Annotated in this window: 17 protein-coding genes, 1 tRNA gene and 1 pseudogene; 8 read left to right on the forward strand and 11 right to left on the reverse strand. The window is 73.3% G+C overall.

The features are described from left to right. Window positions 1-122 precede the first annotated feature (122 nt). Together hisN and BN2279_RS24805 are read left to right on the forward strand one after the other, a co-directional pair. Entirely contained in the window at window positions 123-920 is a 798-nt protein-coding gene (gene hisN, locus BN2279_RS24800; protein WP_059013266.1) for a histidinol-phosphatase, read from the forward strand. A gap of 176 nt (window positions 921-1,096) precedes the next feature. Then, window positions 1,097-1,483, forward strand: coding sequence for a CBS domain-containing protein (locus BN2279_RS24805; RefSeq protein ID WP_059013267.1), 387 nt, complete (start codon window positions 1,097-1,099; stop codon window positions 1,481-1,483). Window positions 1,484-1,589: 106 nt separating this feature from the next. On the opposite strand, the gene BN2279_RS24810 is transcribed toward BN2279_RS24805, so the two are convergent. Continuing rightward, on the reverse strand, window positions 1,590-3,041 hold the full coding sequence (locus tag BN2279_RS24810) for a catalase (RefSeq protein ID WP_234348102.1): 1,452 nt from the start codon (window positions 3,039-3,041) through the stop codon (window positions 1,590-1,592). Window positions 3,042-3,209: 168 nt separating this feature from the next. Between BN2279_RS24810 and BN2279_RS24815 the strand changes: the two genes are divergently transcribed. From BN2279_RS24815 to BN2279_RS24825, 3 genes are all read left to right on the forward strand, one after another. Next, window positions 3,210-3,644, forward strand: coding sequence for a Fur family transcriptional regulator (locus tag BN2279_RS24815; protein WP_059013269.1), 435 nt, complete (start codon window positions 3,210-3,212; stop codon window positions 3,642-3,644). A 49-nt stretch (window positions 3,645-3,693) separates the two neighbouring features. Beyond that, window positions 3,694-3,767 (forward strand) — tRNA-Met (locus BN2279_RS24820). A gap of 68 nt (window positions 3,768-3,835) precedes the next feature. Next, window positions 3,836-4,726: an acyl-CoA thioesterase gene (locus BN2279_RS24825; RefSeq protein WP_059013270.1), complete on the forward strand. Its 891-nt coding sequence runs from the start codon at window positions 3,836-3,838 to the stop codon at window positions 4,724-4,726. Between the two features lie 27 nt (window positions 4,727-4,753). On the opposite strand, the gene BN2279_RS24830 is transcribed toward BN2279_RS24825, so the two are convergent. Then, the gene (locus tag BN2279_RS24830; protein WP_059013271.1) at window positions 4,754-5,596 is read right to left on the reverse strand and encodes a GNAT family N-acetyltransferase; all 843 of its coding nucleotides are present in this window, start codon (window positions 5,594-5,596) and stop codon (window positions 4,754-4,756) included. Beyond that, window positions 5,593-6,387, reverse strand: a complete 795-nt coding sequence (locus BN2279_RS24835) for a phosphatase (RefSeq protein WP_059013272.1) — start codon at window positions 6,385-6,387, stop codon at window positions 5,593-5,595. Before BN2279_RS24835 ends, BN2279_RS24830 begins: the two co-directional genes overlap by 4 nt. A 51-nt stretch (window positions 6,388-6,438) precedes the next feature. Between BN2279_RS24835 and BN2279_RS24840 the strand changes: the two genes are divergently transcribed. Further along, window positions 6,439-6,717: a hypothetical protein gene (locus BN2279_RS24840; RefSeq protein WP_059013273.1), complete on the forward strand. Its 279-nt coding sequence runs from the start codon at window positions 6,439-6,441 to the stop codon at window positions 6,715-6,717. Here the strand turns inward: BN2279_RS24840 and BN2279_RS24845 are convergent. Together BN2279_RS24845 and erm are read right to left on the reverse strand one after the other, a co-directional pair. Continuing rightward, window positions 6,693-7,070, reverse strand: a complete 378-nt coding sequence (locus BN2279_RS24845; protein ID WP_107115544.1) for a VOC family protein — start codon at window positions 7,068-7,070, stop codon at window positions 6,693-6,695. The genes BN2279_RS24840 and BN2279_RS24845 overlap by 25 nt on opposite strands. Before the next feature lie 82 nt (window positions 7,071-7,152). Then, on the reverse strand, window positions 7,153-7,926 hold the full coding sequence (gene erm / locus BN2279_RS24850) for a 23S ribosomal RNA methyltransferase Erm (protein WP_059013275.1): 774 nt from the start codon (window positions 7,924-7,926) through the stop codon (window positions 7,153-7,155). Window positions 7,927-8,214: 288 nt separating this feature from the next. On the opposite strand from erm, the gene BN2279_RS24855 reads away from it, so the two are divergent. Continuing rightward, window positions 8,215-11,946: an ABC transporter ATP-binding protein gene (locus tag BN2279_RS24855; RefSeq protein WP_079032479.1), complete on the forward strand. Its 3,732-nt coding sequence runs from the start codon at window positions 8,215-8,217 to the stop codon at window positions 11,944-11,946. A gap of 285 nt (window positions 11,947-12,231) precedes the next feature. Here the strand turns inward: BN2279_RS24855 and BN2279_RS24865 are convergent, their stop codons facing one another. The 4 genes and pseudogenes from BN2279_RS24865 to BN2279_RS31110 all read right to left on the reverse strand — a co-directional run. Continuing rightward, a complete protein-coding gene (locus BN2279_RS24865; protein ID WP_059013278.1) occupies window positions 12,232-13,764 on the reverse strand; it encodes a GMC oxidoreductase in 1,533 nt (510 codons plus the stop codon). A gap of 247 nt (window positions 13,765-14,011) precedes the next feature. Continuing rightward, entirely contained in the window at window positions 14,012-14,887 is an 876-nt protein-coding gene (locus BN2279_RS24870; RefSeq protein WP_079032480.1) for an alpha/beta fold hydrolase, read from the reverse strand. Between the two features lie 280 nt (window positions 14,888-15,167). Beyond that, entirely contained in the window at window positions 15,168-16,151 is a 984-nt protein-coding gene (locus tag BN2279_RS24875) for a PHA/PHB synthase family protein (RefSeq protein WP_267887144.1), read from the reverse strand. Beyond that, a pseudogene (locus BN2279_RS31110) lies at window positions 16,125-16,607 on the reverse strand (hypothetical protein); the annotation flags it as partial. The gene BN2279_RS24875 and the pseudogene BN2279_RS31110, both read right to left, overlap by 27 nt. Before the next feature lie 934 nt (window positions 16,608-17,541). On the opposite strand from BN2279_RS31110, the gene BN2279_RS24880 reads away from it, so the two are divergent. Continuing rightward, window positions 17,542-17,739: a hypothetical protein gene (locus BN2279_RS24880; RefSeq protein WP_234348104.1), complete on the forward strand. Its 198-nt coding sequence runs from the start codon at window positions 17,542-17,544 to the stop codon at window positions 17,737-17,739. On the opposite strand, the gene BN2279_RS24885 is transcribed toward BN2279_RS24880, so the two are convergent. Both BN2279_RS24885 and BN2279_RS24890 read right to left on the reverse strand, forming a co-directional pair. Further along, on the reverse strand, window positions 17,733-17,942 hold the full coding sequence (locus BN2279_RS24885) for a hypothetical protein (protein WP_059013282.1): 210 nt from the start codon (window positions 17,940-17,942) through the stop codon (window positions 17,733-17,735). The genes BN2279_RS24880 and BN2279_RS24885 overlap by 7 nt on opposite strands. Before the next feature lie 10 nt (window positions 17,943-17,952). Then, window positions 17,953-18,456, reverse strand: coding sequence for an NUDIX hydrolase (locus BN2279_RS24890; RefSeq protein WP_059013283.1), 504 nt, complete (start codon window positions 18,454-18,456; stop codon window positions 17,953-17,955). Window positions 18,457-18,476 lie beyond the last annotated feature (20 nt).

The following is an 18,476-nucleotide window of genomic DNA, read 5'->3' on the forward strand; positions in this document are numbered from 1 at the left end:
GGCTCGGGACAGGACTCGGGACGGAATCTCGGACGGAATTCGGGACAGGATTGACGGGAGGGGGAGGAGGTGTCAAGACATCCGGCAACGGACCAGGTCCGTCGCGGCCCATACTGTGGGGCATGTCCGATTACCACGATGACCTCCGTCTCGCCCACGTCCTGGCCGACGCCGCCGACGCCGCGACGATGGAACGCTTCAAGTCCCTTGATCTGAAAGTCGAGACCAAGCCGGACATGACGCCGGTCAGCGAGGCGGACCGGGCCGCCGAGGAGCTGATCCGGGGCGTCCTCCAGCGGGCCAGGCCCCGGGACGCGGTGCTCGGCGAGGAGTTCGGCGCCGAGGGGCAGGGGCCGCGCCGCTGGGTGGTGGACCCGATCGACGGCACCAAGAACTACGTGCGCGGCGTGCCGGTGTGGGCGACGCTGATCGCGCTGATGGAGCGCGGCGAGGACGGCGACCGGCCGGTGGTGGGGGTGGTCTCCGCGCCGGCGCTCCAGCGGCGCTGGTGGGCCGCGCTGGGCGGCGGGGCCTACACGGGCCGGAGTCTGACGTCGGCGACGCGGCTGCGGGTGTCGGGGGTGTCCCGGCTGGCGGACGCGTCGTTCTCCTACTCGTCGCTGTCGGGGTGGGAGGAACGCGAGCGGCTCGGCGGGTTCATGGAGCTGACCCGGGCCTGCTGGCGGACGCGGGCGTACGGCGACTTCTGGTCCTACATGATGGTCGCCGAGGGGGCGGTGGACATCTGCGCCGAACCGGAGCTGTCGCTGTGGGACATGGCGGCGAACGCGATCGTGGTGCGGGAGGCGGGCGGCCGGTTCACCGGCCTCGACGGGCGGGACACCCCGCTCGGCGGGGACGCGGCGGCGTCCAACGGCCTGTTGCACGACGGGCTGCTGGGGTACCTGGGCGGCGCCTGACCCGGGCCCGGGTTTTCGCGGTACGCGCCCTTGTTGGGGCGGTGGCGGCGTGTGAGCATGGGAATCCCCCCACTTGTGGCCTTGTGAAACCCCTCGCAAGTGCCGCCCGGATTCTCCGCTTTCCGGGTGCTTCACCCCTCCCTCACCCCCTCTCATGGCAGGAGGTGGCTCATCCCATGCTGGTCCGCGACGCGATGAGCACCGTCGTCCTCACCATCGGCCCGAACCACACACTCCGTCAGGCCGCCCGTCTGATGTCGGCCCGCCGGGTCGGCGCGGCGGTCGTGCTCGACCCCGAGACCTCCGGCATCGGCATCATCACCGAGCGCGACGTCCTGACCTCGGTCGGCCGGGGCCAGGATCCCGACCGTGAACGGGCGGGCGCGCACACGACCACGGACGTGGTCTTCGCCGCTCCGCAGTGGACGCTCGCCGACGCGGCCTCCGCGATGGCGCAGGGCGGCTTCCGGCACCTGATCGTGCTGGACGCCGACGGTCCGGTCGGCATCGTCTCGGTCCGCGACATCATCAACTGCTGGACCCCGGTGGTCGGCAGGGCCTGAGCCCCGCCGGCCGGCGGGATCGCGCCGGGAGCGGTCCGGAGCGGCCGGAGCCTCTGGGCGTCCGGCCGCTCCGGGGTAACACGGCAAGCGGCGTGATATCGGGATATCAGCCGCGGAGGGCCTGGACCGCGGACGAGAGCCGCTTGCCGTAGTCCTCGTCGGCCTTGCGGAAGTTCTCGATGGCCCGCTCGGCGATGTCGTCCCGGGAGACCTTCGCGATGAAGCCCGCGAGGTTCTCGATCAGACGGTCCTTCTCCTCGTCCGACATCAGCCGGTACAGGTTCCCGGCCTGGACGAAGTCGTCGTCCTCGGTGTGCCGGGGGGCCTCGTGGTCCCCCGTGTACCCGGAGAGGGCGACCGGCTCCCACAGCGGTCGGTCGGTCTGCGCCGGGCCGCCGAAGCTGTTCGGCTCGTAGTTCTTCGCGCCGCCGTGGCGGCCGTCGTAGAAGAAGCCGTCGCGCCCGTTGGTGCGGGCCTCGGTGGCGTGCGGCCGGTTCACCGGGAGGTGGTCGGCGTTGATGCCGACCCGGTACCGGTGGGCGTCGCCGTAGGCGAACAGGCGGCCCTGGAGCATCTTGTCGGGCGAGGGGCCGATGCCCGGCACGAAGTGGTGCGGGGAGAAGATCGACTGCTCAACCTCGGCGAAGATGTTCCGCGGGTTCCGGTTCAGCTCCAGCTTGCCGATGGTGATCGGCGGGTAGTCCGCGTGCGGCCAGACCTTGGTCAGGTCGAACGGGTTGAACCGGTAGGTCGCGGCGTCGGCGGCCGGCATCACCTGGATCTGCACGGTCCAGGACGGGAAGTCGCCGTTCTCGATGGAGACGCGCAGGTCGCGCTGGTGGCTGTCGGGGTCCGTGCCCGCCAGGACGTTGGCCTCCTCGGTGGTGAGGTTCTTGATGCCCTGGTCGGTCTTGAAGTGGTACTTGACCCAGAACGCCTCGCCCGCCTCGTTGCTCCACTGGAAGGTGTGCGAGCCGAACCCGTCCATGTGGCGGTAGGACGCGGGGATGCCGCGGTCGCCGAACAGCCAGGTCACCTGGTGCGTGGACTCCGGCGACAGGCTCCAGAAGTCCCAGACGTTGTCCGCCTCCTGAGAGCCGGTGTACGGGTCCCGCTTCTGCGTGTGGATGAAGTCCGGGAACTTGATCGCGTCCTTGATGAAGAAGACGGGCGTGTTGTTGCCGACCAGGTCGTAGTTGCCCTCTTCGGTGTAGAACTTGACCGCGAAGCCGCGCGGGTCGCGCACGGCGTCGGCCGCCCCCAGGTTCCCCGCGACGGTGGAGAAGCGGAGGAACACCTCGGTCTGCTTGCCGACCTCGGAGAGGAACTTCGCCCGGGTCCACCGGGTCACGTCGGCGGTGACGGTGAAGGTGCCGTACGCCCCGGCGCCGCGGGCGTGCACGACCCGCTCCGGGATCCGCTCGCGGTTGAAGTGGGCCAGCTTCTCGATGAGGAGCTGGTCCTGGATCAGCACGGGACCGCCGACACCGGCGGACTGGCTGTTCTGATTGTCCGCGACGGGGGCCCCCGCCTCCGTGGTGAGCGGTCCCGTCGCGATCTGGTCGGTCATCTGCCTGCCACGCCCTTCAGCTTTCCGGTGCTCTGTCCTGCTCAGGCCCTTGGCCGTCGTCAGTCCAGATCCTATATTGGACTATGTCCAAGTCAAGACACACCCTCGATCTGTACACGCTCGGGTCAAGGAGGGTCCCGCGTTAGGGTGGAAGGCATGAGCGACCTGCTGCAGCGACTCCGTGACCGCGGCTGGCGTCTCACCGCGCAGCGGCGGGTCATCGCCGAGGTGCTGGACGGTGAGCATGTCCACTTCACCGCGGACGAGGTGCACGCGCTGGCCGCCGAGCGGCTGCCCGAGATCTCCCGCGCCTCCGTGTACAACACGCTGGGCGAGCTGGTCGCGCTCGGCGAGGTCCTGGAGGTCACCACGGACGGCCGGGCCAAGCGGTACGACCCGAATGCCCACCACCCCCACCAGCACCTGATCTGCTCCGGGTGCGGCACGATGCGGGACGTGCGGATCACCGCCGACCCGCTGGCCGCGCTGCCCGCCGGGGAGCGGTTCGGCTTCGCCGTCTCGGAGGCGCACGTGACGTACTACGGGCGCTGCCCCGACTGCGCCGCCGCCACGGCCGTAGCCGGTGGGTGACTGTCGATTTGCACGGCTGGTCCGGGCCGGGCTAAGGTTGAGACATCAACGCGGGGTGGAGCAGCTCGGTAGCTCGCTGGGCTCATAACCCAGAGGTCGCAGGTTCAAATCCTGTCCCCGCTACTGAACCGGAAGCCCGGATCCCGACCAGGATCCGGGCTTTCGCGTATTTGTACGGAAGAATCACCGGTATGGACGCTACTCTGCAGTATCTGCTCGACCTGCTGGACCTCGAACGCATCGAGCGGGACATCTTCCGGGGCGACAGCCACGCCTCCGTGATTCCCCGGGTCTTCGGCGGGCAGGTCGCCGCCCAGGCCCTGGTCGCCGCTTGCCGCACCGCTCCCGAGGACCGGCTGCCGCACTCCCTGCACTCCTACTTCCTGCGGCCGGGCGACCCCGGCTCGCCCATCGTCTACACCGTGGACCGCATCCGCGACGGCCGCTCGTTCACCACCCGGCGGGTCGTGGCCGTGCAGCACGGGCAGCCGATCTTCCACCTGTCGGCCTCGTTCCAGGTGGCGGAGGAGGGTCTGGAGCACCAGGAGCAGATGCCGGACGCGCCGGATCCCGAGACGCTGCCGACGGCGGACGAGCTGCTGCCGCGCTACGCGGACCTGTTCTTCCACGAGAGCGCGGTGGAGCTGCTGCTCCAGGCGAGACGGGCGATCGACCTGCGCTATGTCGCGGAGCCGCCGTTCGCCACGGCGGGGGAGCCGCGGGAGGCCCGGTCACAGGTGTGGTTCCGGATCAACGGCAAGCTCGACGGGGACCGTGACGACCCGGTGGTTCACCTGTGCCTGGGCACGTATGTCTCGGACATGACGCTGCTGGACTCGGTGCTGCTCGCGCACGGGCGGGGCGGCTGGATGACGGGCGACATCGTGGGCGCGAGCCTGGACCACGCGATGTGGTTCCACCGGCCGTTCCGGACGGACGAGTGGCTGCTGTACGACACGGACTCCCCGACGGCGCAGGGCGGCCGGGGTCTGGCGCGCGGCCGGATCTTCACCCGGGACGGGAAGCTCGCGGTGTCGGTGATCCAGGAGGGCCTGATGCGGGTGCCGAGGCCGCGGCCCTGATCCGCCGGCCCTCCCGGGGCGGTGGGGTCAGCACAGGGGTGCCCGGCGGCTCCACGTCGTCCACTGCGGGCGGTAGCCGTGGTGGTGCCAGAACGGCGCGGAGACCGGGCTCAGCGCGGCGTAGTGGAGCGTCGTCCGCGTGCAGCCCGCCTCCGCGAGTGCCGCGTGCGCGGTCCTCGCCAGCGCGGTGCCCACGCCCCGGCCCCGGTGGGGGGCGGCGACCACCAGGGACGTCAGATAGCCGGTGCCGCGCGGGAGGGCCGTCCGCCCCGACGGGTCGTCCACGGCCAGCAGGCCGACCACGTCGCGGGGGGTCGCGGCGACCCAGGCGAGGGTGGCGGACAGCCGCTCCCTGACGTTCCGCGCCGAGGAGGCGCGGATCGCGCAGGCGCCGAACTGGGCGTCCCAGCGCAGTCCGTCCAGCCACAGGCGGGTGGCGCGGTCGGTGTCGGCCGGCTCCAGGGGGCGGATCTGGGCGTCGGGGCTCTCGCGCGGGCCGGGGAGTTGGTGGACGGTCGGGCGGACGGCCGCGATCCGTTTCGGCACCAGGCCGTGCGTCAGCAGCACCGGGGTCAGCGCCACGTCGCGGCTCGGCCAGACGAAGACGGCCTCGGCGTCCGCGCCGCGCGGCCAGACGGGGAGGACGCCCTCCCACGCCGTCAGCAACCGGTCGAGGGCCGCCGGGCGGTCGGGGCCGGTGAGGCGGGCGAACAGCCGGTGCACGTCGGCCGCGTTCCAGCTCGCGTCGAACGACTCGGGGTCGGGGCGGTGGCGGCGGTAGAGGCCGTCGGCGCCGGGAACGGCCAGCGGCACGTCGCCCGGCGCGGCGTCCGGCAGGGGCCGGTCGTGGCGGGCGGCCCGGGGCGTCACGCCCCGGCCAGCCCGGCGGCGTCCAGCAGGTAGGCGGTCAGCGGCTCGTAGTACCGCGGGTTGGTGACGTGGTCGTCCAGCGGGACGCACACCGACAGGGTGCCCTCGGCCTCGCCGAGGAAGAGCGCCGGGTCGTTGCAGTCGGCGTAGCCGATGGTGTCGATGCCGCGCAGCGCGGCGCATCCCGCCCAGCCGTGGTCGGCGACCACCAGATCGGGCAGCGGCTCGCCCTGCCGCCGCAGGGCGTCGAGGATCTCGGCCATGGGCTGCGGGGAGTGCGTGTGCCACAGGGTGGCGCCCCGCTCGTACATCGCGACGCCCGCCATCTGGGCGACGACGCCCTCGTCGGCCGTCAGCCCGATCGGCACGCGGACCAGATCGCAGCCCGCGGCCTCCAGGGCGGCGGCGGTGCGGGCGTGCACGTCGAGGAGGCCGCCGGGGTGCCCGGTGGCGACCAGCACCCGCCGCCGGCCCTCCACGGCCTTGCGCAGCAGGGACGCGGCCCGGTCCAGTCCGGCGACGGTCAGCTCCGGGTCGATCGTGTCCTGACCCTGCCGGTGCCCGGGGTCCTCGTCCACGCCGCAGCGCTCGGCCATCACGGCCAGCACGTCCTGCTCGTCGGTCCAGCGGTCGCCGAACTCCAGCCCGAGCCAGAAGTACCGGTTGCCGTTGGCCAGCTCCCGGTAGTGGGAGAGGTTGTTCTCGCGCGGAGTCGCCACGTCGCCCGCGATGCGGGTGCGTATGAGGTGGTCGATCAGGTCCGCTCGGGAGGGCACGGCGGTCGTCGGCATACGGCCAGTATCGCCCCGAAGTCCGTGTGAGGGAGGGGAAGTGCCCGAGATGTGATCTCCGGCTTCCGGGTCTTCGCGGACCAGGACGAGCCGCTGGGGACCCGGCTGGCCGAGGCGGCCGAGGCGCCGGGGGCCGACGCCGGGCGGAAGGGGGACTTCGCGCCCGTGCGGGTGAACGAGTCGCTCGCGCCCGGCTTCATGACGGTGGAGGACCCGGCCCGGCTCCGGGCGGCGGGCGCGCCGTGCGGTGACGACCCGGCCGATCCGGGGAACGGCCGGGCCGGTCATCCGCTGTGCCGTCCGGGTCAGCTCTGGAGGACGGACAGGTAGTTCCCCGCCGGGTCGCGGAACCAGGCGATGGGCGGGCCCTCCTGGCGGTGGACTCCCTTCTCGTCGGCGCCCTCGTACCGCTCGAACGTGATGCCGCGTCCGGCGAGGTGGTCGACGGCGGCCTCGATGTCGGGCACCGGGAAGTTGAGCAGGGTGCAGGGGGGCGGCGTGTGGTCCGGCTTGGGGTAGATCAGGTGGTCGTGGCCTCCGGCGAGGTGGAGGACGAGCATGCCGTTCTCCTCGGAGACGTCCAGGCCGAGCGTCTCGCCGTAGAAGCGCCGGGCCGCCGGGATGTCGTCCACGGAGAAGCCGCTGAACGCCTTGCTGTCCTTGAGCACGGTGGTTCCTCTCATGACGGGGTGTCGGAGCAATGACCCGGGCGGGCGGCGGAACTCATCGGGACGCGCGCGCCGGGACCCGGACGGCGGACGCCGGTCACCGCCGGGCCCGGCGCAGGTGGTGGAACAGGACGCGCCACTGGTCGGGGCTGACCAGGCCGACCGGGGCGTTCTCCGGGACGCGGGCCGCCGCCAGGGCCGCGCGGACGCGGGGCGCGGGGTGGTGCCGGCCGAGCGTGGCGCGCAGGGAGCCGCCGACGCCGGTGAAGCCCTCCGTCACCAGGGCCCGGTAGGCCGGCAGGTCGCGGCGCGGGAGCAGCGGCGCCTCGCGGCGGACGAGGCGCAGGACCGCGGAGTCGGTCCTGGGGACCGGGACGAAGTGGCGGCGGTCGAGGCGCGGTCCGAGGCGCCAGTCGAACTCCGGCCAGGTGACGACCGTCAGCAGCGGCCAGGTGCCGAAGCGGCCGGTCCGCCCTCGGGCGAATTCGAGCTGGGTGACCAGCGTGGCCGAGGTCAGCGCGGGGGCGTCCAGACACCAGCGGACGATGGCGGTCGTGCGGGAGTACGGGATGTTCCCGACGACGGCGAACGGCGCGCTCGGGGCGCGGGCGGTGAGGAAGTCGCCCGGGACGACGCGCACGTTCCGCTCGTGGCGCAGGCGGGCGGGGAGGCGGGCGGCCAGGGCGGGGTCCAGCTCGTAGGCGATGCCCTCGCGCGCGGCGCGGGCCAGGACGCGGGTGAGGGTGCCCTCGCCCGCGCCGGGCTCGACGATCAGGTCGCCGGGGCGCGGGTCGGCGGCGCGCAGGATCCGGCGCAGCACGCCGGTGTCGTACAGGAAGTTCTGCGAGAGGTGCTTTCGGCGGGAAGCCACGGGCGTCGTCCTCGTGTGTGAGGACAGGCCACGACGGTCGGCGGCCTGTCCGGGTGCGGTGGACACACGGACGGCCCTGGGCCGAGGGGGTGAGAGGTCAGACCAGGGCCGGGCGCCGGCGGCGCGGACGGCGGGTCTGGAGCGGGCTCCAGCCGGCGGCCGGCGCGGCGGCGCACGGCCCGTTGATCAGCGCCTGGATTCCCATGGCGGTGACCGTAGGCCGGGGCGCGGGCGGGCCGCAAGCGGTTTTCCGCGGTGGCGGGCCGCCGTTCATGGTGTTGCGGTGGGATGAAACGCGCAGGCCCGGGCGTTGGCCACCGGTGGAAGCGGCAGGGCGGGCGTGGAGCGGGAGGCAATGGCGTGGACGGTGGATGGATACGACGGCTGACCGCCGCCTGCTGGCGGTACCGCCGTAACCTGCTCCTGTCGGTCGGCTCGTCGCTGGCCGGCATGGGGGTCATGGCCCTGATGCCGCTGATCGTCAAGGTCGTCATCGACGACGTGGTCATCGGCGAGGAGGACGGTCTCGGCCTGTGGATCGGGCTGCTGATCGGGGCGGCCCTCGTCGTCTACGCGCTGACGTTCATCCGCCGCTACTACGGTGGCCGGCTCGGCATCGACGTACAGCACGACCTGCGGACGGAGATGTTCCGCACGATCACCCGGCTCGACGGGCGGCGGCAGGACCGGCTCAGCACCGGGCAGGTCGTGGGCCGCGCGACGAGCGACCTCCAGCTCATCCAGAGCCTGCTCTTCATGATGCCGATGACCATCGGCAACGTGATGCTCTTCGCCGTCTCGCTCGTCGTGATGGCGGTGCTGTCGCCGGTGCTCACCCTGGTCGCGCTGGCGGTGGGCCCGGCGCTGTGGTTCGTCGCCGACCGCAGCCGCGTCCGGCTGTTCCCCGCCACCTGGGTCGCGCAGAACGAGGCGGGCGCCGTCGCGGGCGTGGTGGACGGCGCGATCACGGGGGTCCGCGTCGTCAAGGGGTTCGGACAGGAGGAGCAGGAGACCGCGAAGCTGCGGGCGGCGGGGCGGCGGCTGTTCGCCGCCCGGATGCGGAACGTGCGGCTGACGGCCCGCTACACGCCCGTCCTCCAGGCCGTGCCGTCCCTGGGACAGGTCGCGATGCTGGCCCTCGGCGGCTGGATGGCCACCCGGGGGGAGATCACGCTGGGCACGTTCGTGGCGTTCTCCACCTACCTCGCGCAGCTCGTCGGTCCGGTCCGGATGCTCACCGTGATCCTCACCGTGGGGCAGCAGGCCCGCGCGGGCGTGGAGCGGGTGTTCGAGCTCATCGACATGGAGCCGGAGATCCGGGAGGCCCCGGACGCGCGCCCGCTGCCCGCCGACGCGCCCGCCACCGTGGAGTTCGACCGGGTCGGCTTCGGGTACGGCGAGGGGCGGCCCGTGCTGCGGGAGCTGTCGCTGCGCATCGACCCGGGGGAGACCCTGGCCGTGGTCGGCACCTCCGGCAGCGGCAAGTCCACCGTCTCGCTGCTGCTGCCGCGTTTCTACGACCCGGACAGAGGCACCATCCGGGTGGGCGGCGAGGACATCCGGGAGCTGACGTACGACTCGCTGCGGGCGGCGATCGGGCTGGTGCCGGAGGACAGCTTCCTCTTCTCCGACACGATCCGCGCCAACCTCGCCTACGGGCATCCGGAGGCGACCGAGGAACAGATCGTGGCCGCCGCGCGGGCGGCGCAGGCCGACGCGTTCATCCGCGACCTGCCCGACGGCTACGACACCGTGATCGGCGAGCAGGGCCTGACGCTCTCCGGCGGGCAGCGGCAGCGTGTCGCGCTGGCCCGCGCCATCCTCACCGACCCCAGGCTGCTGATCCTGGACGACGCGACGTCGGCGGTGGACGCGCGGGTGGAGCACGAGATCCACGGCGCGCTGCGGTCGGTGATGGCGGGCCGGACCACGCTGCTGATCGCGCACCGGCAGTCCACGCTCCAGCTCGCGGACCGGATCGCCGTGCTGGACGCCGGGCGGGTGGTGGACAGCGGGACGCACGAGGAGCTGGTGGCGCGCTGCGAGCTGTACCGGCGGCTGCTGGCCGATCCCGGCGAGCTGGGCGGCGGCGAACGGGGCCCGGCCGGGGTCACCGCGACGGGGGCGGCGGGTCCCGCCGGTGACCCGGCGCTGTGGGGGCCGGCCGAGGAGGAGGACCGCGCGGAGGGCGCGTCGCCGGAACTGCTGGCGCAGGTCGCCGCGCTGCCCCCGGCCACCGACGTGCCGGACGTGGACGAGGAGCGGGCCGTCCGTCCGGAGACGAGTTACGGGCTGCGGCGGCTCCTCGGTGGCCTGGGCCGGCCGCTGGCGCTGGCGCTGCTGCTGGTGGTGGCCGACGCGGTGGCGTCGCTGCTGCTGCCGGTCCTGATCCGGCACGGCATCGACCAGGGCGTGCAGCGCGACGCGCTGGGCGCGGTGTGGGTGGCGTCCGGGCTGGCGCTGGCCGTGGTGCTGGCGCAGTGGGCCGCGCAGTACGGCGCGATCCGGGCGGTGGGCCGTACGGGCGAACGGGCGCTGTACGCGCTGCGCGTGAAGATCTTCGCGCACCTTCAGCGGCTGGGCCTGGACTACTTCGAACGCGAGCAGGCCGGCCGGGTGATGACCCGGATGACGACGGACGTGGACGCGCTGACCACGTTCCTCCAGACCGGGCTGACGCAGGCGCTGGTCGCGGTGCTGACGTTCTTCGGGATCATGGGCGTGCTCGTCGCGATCGACGGGCAGCTCGCGCTGGTCGTGCTGGTCACGCTGGTGCCGCTGGTGATCGGCACGGTCTTCTTCCGGCGGCGCAGCGTCCGGGCGTACGAGCTGGCGCGCGAGCGGGTCAGCGGGGTCAACGCCGACCTCCAGGAGTCGGTGGCCGGGCTGCGGATCGTGCAGGCGTTCCGGCGGGAGCGGGACGGGTACGAGCGCTTCGCCGCACGGTCGGACGGCTACCGGCAGGCGCGGGTGTACGGGCAGTGGCTGATCTCGGTGTACTTCCCGTTCGTGCAGCTTCTGGCCACCCTGGCGACGGCCGGGGTGCTGATCGTCGGCGCCGGGCGGGTCGGGGACGGGACGCTGACGGCGGGCGCGCTGGTGGCGTATCTGCTGTACATCGAGCTGTTCTTCGCGCCGGTGCAGCAGCTCTCGCAGGTCTTCGACGGCTACCAGCAGGCCGTGGTGTCGCTGCGCCGCGTCCAGGAGCTGCTGCGGGAGCCGACGAGCACGCCGGTGCCCGCCGCGCCGGTGGCGGTCGGGTCGCTGCGCGGCGAGCTGGAGTTCGACGATGTGCGGTTCGTGTACCGGGGCGAGGAGGAAGAGGCCCTGTCGGGGATTCGGCTGCGGATTCCGGCCGGGCAGACCGTCGCGTTCGTCGGGGAGACGGGTGCGGGCAAGTCCACGCTGGTGAAGCTGGTCGCCCGCTTCTACGACCCGACGGCGGGCGCCGTGCGGGTGGACGGCACGGACCTGCGGGAGCTGGACCTGGCCGGGTACCGGCACCGGCTGGGCGTGGTGCCGCAGGAGCCGTACCTGTTCCGGGGCTCGGTCCGGGACGCCATCGCCTACGGGCGGCCGGACGCCACCGACGCCGAGGTCGCGGCGGCGGCGCGGGCGGTGGGCGCGGACCGGATGATCGCGGCGCTGGCGGGCGGTTACCGGTATCAGGTCGGCGAGCGCGGGCGGAACCTGTCGGCGGGTCAGCGGCAGCTCGTCGCGCTGGCGCGGGCGGAGCTGGTGAAGCCGGACATCCTGCTGCTGGACGAGGCGACGGCGGCGCTGGACCTGGCGACGGAGGCGCTCGTCAACCGGGCCACCGACCGTCTCGCGGGCAGCCGGACGACGCTGGTCGTCGCGCACCGGCTGACGACGGCGGCGCGGGCGGACCGGGTGGTGGTGCTGGACCACGGCCGGGTGGTGGAGGACGGCACTCACGCGGAACTGCTGGCGGCGGACGGGCGGTACGCGGAGCTGTGGCGCACGTACGTGGGCGAACCGACGCCCGCGGTGGGGGGTTGACGGCGGCCGGGGCCGGCCCCGGCCGCCTCTCTACCTGAGACCGTAAGGCTCGCGCACGTGCTCCCGGAGGGCTCGGACCGGCGGCAGGGTCCCGGCCCGGATGCCGAGGGCGTCGACGAACTCCGGGTGGCGCCGGAACAACGCGGGCAGGGGGCCGGTGAGGACCGGCGTGGCGGGTGGGTTCGGCCCGGGGGACCCGGACCCGGGCGGCTGCGTGAGGGACATGGGCGTTCCCCTTCCGGTTGTCCGGTTTCCCGGTTCCCCGACGCCGTGCGGGGCGTGTCGTCAGGAGGTGAAGTCGCCGATGACGTGGTCCAGGCAGCGTTCCACGACGGCGGCGATGGTGAGGACCGGGTTGACGGCCGCGGTGGAGCCCGGCATGAGGGCGGAGTCCAGGCAGTACAGGCCGTCGTGGCCGTGCAGGCGGCCGTAGGCGTCGGTGGCCTTGCCGATGACCGCGCCGCCGAGCGGGTGCAGCACCAGCGGGTGCGGCGCGAGCGGGTTCAGGCCGACGCCGCCGAGCGGGATGTGCCGGGCGACGAGGTGCAGCAGCTCGGTGATCGCGCGCCGGCCGGTGGTGTCGCTGCCGCTCGCCCAGCGCAGGTGGGCGTGTTCCGTGGCGGCGGAGTACGTCCACCGCCCGAAGCGGTCGGACATGCCCACGCCGGGGCACAGCAGCAGTCCGGTCTCGACCGGGACGGGCTGGCCTCCCTGGGTGAGCAGGGCGGAGCCGTCGGCGTTCCGGGTGAGGAAGGTCGGGGGGCCGCCCTGGCGGCTGCCGGTGGCCACCGCGATCGTCCTGATCAGGGGCAACTGGTCGGCGTTGGTGCCCCATTGCTCCCCCACGTGTTCGTTCAGCAGGGGGAGCGCGCCGGTGTCGCGGGCGGTGACCAGCATGCGGGGCGTGTGGACGCCGCCGGCCGCCAGGATCAGGCGCGCGCAGAGCACGTCGATCCGCTCCAGCACGTCCCCGTCCACGCCGAGCCGTTCGGCGGAGACCCGGTAACGGCCGTCGGCGTCCTGGGCGATGGCGGTGACCTTGTGCAGCGGCCGTACCTCCGTCCTCCCGGTCGCCTCGGCGCGGGCCAGGTAGGTGCGGTCCACGCTCAGCTTGGCGCCGCTGTCGCATCCGGTGAAGAAGTACTGCCCCACCGTGGCCGACGGCTTGGCGCGGCCGTCGAGTTCGGCCCGGATGATGTCGAAGTCGAAGGTGGAGGGGACCCGTTCCACGGGGAGACCGGCCTTCTCGACGGCGGACCCGAAGACGCGGTTGGAGCGGTAGCGGCGGTGGGCGAGGACGTCGTCGGGGAAGTCGGCGGCGCCCAGGCGCCGGCGGGCCCGCGGGTAGTGGACGCGGTCCATCTCCTCGTAGTCGACCTCCGGGGGGAACACCTCCCGGAACGGGCCGGCCTTCGGCTGCGGCAGGATCCCGCCGTAGACGAGGGTGCCGCCGCCGACTCCGGCGCCGCACACGACGGTGAGGTTCTTGTGCGGCAGCACGTCCAGCAGCCCGGTGGAGCGCGGCAGGGCCGCCGCGGTGATCGACTCGGTGATCCGCGCCAGCCACGGCACCTGGTCGCACACCGGAGTCGGGGGCTTGTCGTCCAGCCATATGATGCGCTTGTCGGGGTACGGCACCGTGGGGAAGGTGTCGCCGTCGGGGGTGATGGGCCAGCGGCGGCCCCGTTCCAGCACGAGGTTGTCCACGCCGGCGTCGGCGAGCCGGAAGGCGGCGACGCTGCCGCCCACTCCGGCTCCGATGATCACGACCGGGTGGCTTTCCTCGCGGACCGGGCCGCGGGGTGTGTCGTTCGACATGTGTCCTCCATCGGGGAGCCGGCGGTCCGGTGTCCCGCCGGCGAGCGGGGCGGGGTGGCGCGCGTCCCGCCCTCCGGCGCCGCCGGCGGAGGGGGGAGCGCAGCGCCGCGGGCGCGCGGGGTCGTGGCAACACCACTCGACTGGGTGTCGGCGAGGGAGCGCACCGAGGTAGCCGCGAGCCTCTGCGTCGGCAGCGGCGGGGGGGGGGGGGGGGCGGCGGCCCGGGCGGGGGGGGGCGGGGCGGGAGTCAGCCCGGGGGCGGCGGTCCCGCCGCGGCCCGGTCCCGGATGAAGGGGGCGAGGGCGTCGACGAACTCCTCGTGGCACTCCAGGTAGGACGGGTGGCCGGCCCCCGGGATGACCACCACGCGGCCCAGGGGCAGCCGCTGTGCCGCCGACCATGCCTGCCACACGGGGAACTCGGAGTCCGTGAGGCCCCAGATGAGCAGCGTGGGGACGCGGATCTCGTCGAGCCGGCCGGTCAGGACGAAGCGCTGCCCGAGGAGTCCGACGCCGACCCGGATGACCGTGAACGAGGTGCGCAGGAAGGTCGGCGCGTGCGACAGCCGCAGTTGGCTCACCCAGACGAAGAGCGGCACCCGCCAGGGCTGCCGGAACTGCGTCGCGAGGCCCAGGACCCTGGCCACGTCGGCGCCGGGCAGGGTCAGCGCCTTGACCAGCGCGGTGGCGACGGGCGGCGGGAGCAGCGACTGGGCGATCAGCACCGGGCTCACCGCGCGTCCCAGCCCGGCCGAGTCGGCCAGCACCAGACGCGTCACCCGCCCGGGGTGCGTCAGCGTGAACTCGCCCGCCAGCAGCCCGCCGAAGGAATGGCCCACCGCGATGACCCGGTCCACGCCCAGCTCGTCGAGGAACGCGGTCAGGAACGCCACCAGACGCGCCGGCCGCACGTTCCCCAGCGGACCGGTGTCGCCATAACCGGGTAATGCCGGTGCCACCACCCGGTGGGTCGCGGACAATTCGCGCATGATCCGCCACCAGTCCCGGGGAGTGGTGGCATTGCCGTGTATCAGAAGGATCACCGGGCCTTCGCCGGCCTCGAAGTACAGGGTGGAAATTCCTTGGACGGTGACCCGGCGTTCGATCATTTCGTCGGGAGGCATCGGCTCGCTCCTTTCAAGGTGGATCGATCCCCGCCTCCATCACGCTACTGACAGGTAGGTTCTGTGGGAAGCGGGTGTCGGGAAAGGGCTCGAAATGGCTCCGGAAATCCCGGCCGGATGCCGTGCGGAATAACCGGTCGCCGCGAATTCTTCCGGTCGCGCGCAGGGCGGCATGGCCTCGGGGCGCCGCGCGTGGCGTGGGCCGGCTGTTATCGGTAGCGGTGGGGAGAACGCGCCACGTTTCCGTGCGGCGAGCGCTCCGGCGGCGGGCGGGAGTCGATCAGTGGTACACGTACGTACCCGGTGCCGGGTCGGTGGCCGGATGGGCGGCGCTGCCCATCCCGGGCGGGGCCTGCCGGTCGCCGGCGCGCTCGGCCAGCCAGTCCGCCCACGGCTCCCACCAGGAGCCGGACCGCGCCTCGGCGCCGGCCAGCCACTGACCGGGATCGGCGGACAGGGTGGTGGCGGTCCAGTGGCGCACCTTCGGGCGCGGCGGGTTGACCAGCCCGGCCACGTGGCCCCCGGAGGTGAGGACGAAACGGACGTCCCCGCCCAGCGTCCGGGCGCCGCGGTAGGCGGCCTGCCAGGGGACGAGGTGGTCGTTGCGGGCGGCGACCATGAAGACGTCCGCGCGGACCCGGTCCAGGAGCAGGGGCCGGCCGGAGGCCCTCAGGGAGCCCTCGACCAGTCCGTTCTCCAGGCAGAGGCCGTGCAGGAAGTCCCGCTGGGTCGCGGCGGCGACGTTCATCACGTCGTTGTTCCAGGTGAGGATGTCGAAGGGGGGCGGACTCTCGCCCATGAGCCAGCCGCGGGTGAGGTAGTGCCAGAACAGGTCCCGGCCGCGCAGGAGGTCGAAGAGCATGGCCAGGTGGTGGCCGTCCAGGTAGCCGCGCCGGGCCATGAGCCTCTCGGCGTGGTGGAGGGTGTGGTCGTCGCAGAAGGCGCCGAGCATGCCGGGGTCGGAGAAGTCGATGCTGGTGTTGAGCAGGGTGGCGCTGTGGACCCGCTCGTCGCCGCCCGCGGCCAGCCAGGCCAGCAGCATCACCGCGAGCGTGCCCCCGTTGCAGGCGCCGATGAGATTGAGCTGTTCGGCGCCGGTGATGTCGCGCACGGCGTCGCACGCGGTGAGCAGCCCCCGGAACAGGTAGTCCTCCAGGCCGACGTCGTGGAAGCCGCCGTCGATGTTGCGGTAGCTGATGGTGAAGACGGTGTGGCCGTGGCGGACCGCCCATTCGAGGAGGCTGCGGCCGGGCGCCAGGTCCAGGGCGTAGTACTTGTTGATCCAGGGCGGGCTGAGCAGCAGCGGAACGGCGTGCACTGTCGGGGTCTGCGGCTCGTACTGGATCAGCTCCAGCAAGGGCGTGCGCAGGACCACGCGCCCGGGGGTGGCGGCCAGATCCCGGCCCAGGGCGAAGTGGGCCGCCTCGACCTGGCGGGGGCGGCCGTGGTTGCGCAGCAGATCCTCGGCGGCGTTGCGGGCGCCCTTCAGCAGGCTGACGCCGCGGCTGCGCACGGCGTTCCTGAGCACCTCGGGGTTGCCGAACGGGTTGTTGGCGGGCGCGAGCGCGTCGCTGAGGAGGTCCACGGCGAGCTGGGCCCGGCGGCGCTGGCTCCTGGACAGCTCGGCGGCGTCGACCAGTTCGCGCAGGAACCGGTCCCCCGCCTGGTGGGTGCGGTGCAGGAGGCGGAAGTAGGGATGGGTCTGCCAGGCGCTGTCACCGAAACGGCGGTCGCCGTCCGGGGCGGGGGGGGGCGGGGGGGCGAGCGCCGCCCCCGCCGCTCTCCCCCCGGGGGGGGGGGGGGCCGGGCGGGGCCGGGGCCGCGGGGCCCCCCACCCGCCCCGCCCGCCCCGCCCCCCCCCCCCCCGCCCCGCCCCCCCCGGGGGGGGGGCGGGGGTGGCCCGCTACCCCACCGGGTCGGAGGTGTATAAGAGACAGGGCCGTGCGAGGCGGCTCCGTCCGGTGGGCGTCGGGGTCTCTCCCTCCGGGGTCCGGGGCGTGTGATTCCGCCGCTGTGACCATGGCGTTCCCTCTCGTCGGAGGAGTGGGGGAATTCGGGGATCGGGGAAATCGGGAAAGTTGAAAAATGATCCAGCCGGGCTGCCGGGGATTCCGCCGTCGGCGGAGGTCCGGCGGCGGCCTTCCCGGCTGCCGGTGCGACGGGGAACGTTTCACCGGAGAGGAGGGTTCGGCGTCGCGTGGGCGGAAGATTCTTTTCTCTCCCGCCTTTCCGCTGGGTGAATCTTCTACGATTCTCCGTCGCGCGTGGGAAAGCCGGGGGTGAGGCGCCGCTTTCGCTGCGGGGGCTCTCGACTATACGGCTCTTCCCGGCTCGCGGAACCCCGCCACTTTCGGACAGTCACGGGGTGCTCCGGGATGGCGGGAATCGGTGGGGGGAATCGGCCGGAGCCGTGCCGCGTGCAACGTTTCCGTTCTCCGGCAGCCGGCTCTTCCCGGCGCGACGGCCCGGCGGGGCCACCGGCCCGCGTGGGGGCGGCGGTCGCCGTACTCCCGGGCCGGCGCGAGGGTTTGGCGTCGGGCGGCCGGGCAACCCGGTATGTCATGTCCGCTAAAAACACGAGATTCGGTCCGGTGGCGGCCGTCATAGCGGTCGCCACCGATGTCGCGGCCTTCATCATCGGGCTGTGGATCCTGATGTACCTGCTGGATGCCAACCGGGGCAACGAACTGGTGGAGTTCCTCCACGACGCCTCGCGCTGGCTGGCGAGCTGGTCGCACGACCTGTTCACCTTCGACGAGGAGTGGGCCCGCGTGGTCTGCGGTTACGGACTGGCGGCGGCGGTGTACCTGGTGATCGGCAACGCCGTGGCCGGCCGCGTGCGGCGTTACTGAGCGCGGCGGTCGCGCGGGTGCGCGGCGGCGGTGCGTTCGTCGCCGCTCTTGTGGTCGCCGGTCCGGCGGGCCATGACGAGTCGCGGGTCGCCGGTCGTGACCTCCGCGAGGAAGCGCGCGGTCACGGCCGGGCGGCCGTGGTGCGTGACGCGCGCGGTGCCGTCCGGGTGTTCCGCGTACGCGAGACCGTGCACCCGGCCCATGGGCGCGCCGTCAGGGCCGGTCCGCCGTGCCCGGCCCCGCGGTGCGGGCCAGACCGGCGAGGTAGGCGTCCACGGTCTGCAACCGGCCGTACGGGAGCGGGTCTTCGAGGTTCCACCAGTGGATCGCGGAGATCTCGTCGTTCGGCTCGAACGCGGTCGGGTCGGCCGTCTCGCCCCGGTACAGCGCGCCGCGCAGCACGCGTTTGTCCGGCAGGGACGTCATCGCGAAGCCGGTGAAGACGAGGTCGCCGGGGGCGAGGACGTGGTCGGTCTCCTCGCGCAGCTCACGGACGGCCGCCTCGCGGGGCGTCTCGCCCGGGTCGATCGAGCCGCCGGGCAGCTCCCAGCAGTCCCGGCCCCGCACGTGGACCAGCAGGAGCAGGCCCGCGTGCCAGAGCGCGACCAGGCTGTAGCCGACCGGCGCGTCGGTGAACTCCGTGTCCTCCGGGAGGCGTTCGAAGGCCAGCAGGCGCATGCCCAGCGGACCGGTCGCCAGGGGGGCGGAGTCGTTCATGACGGGCAGCCTAGCCGCCG

It is taken from the genome of Streptomyces specialis (genome assembly GCF_001493375.1).
Lineage (GTDB): Bacteria > Actinomycetota > Actinomycetes > Streptomycetales > Streptomycetaceae > Streptomyces > Streptomyces specialis.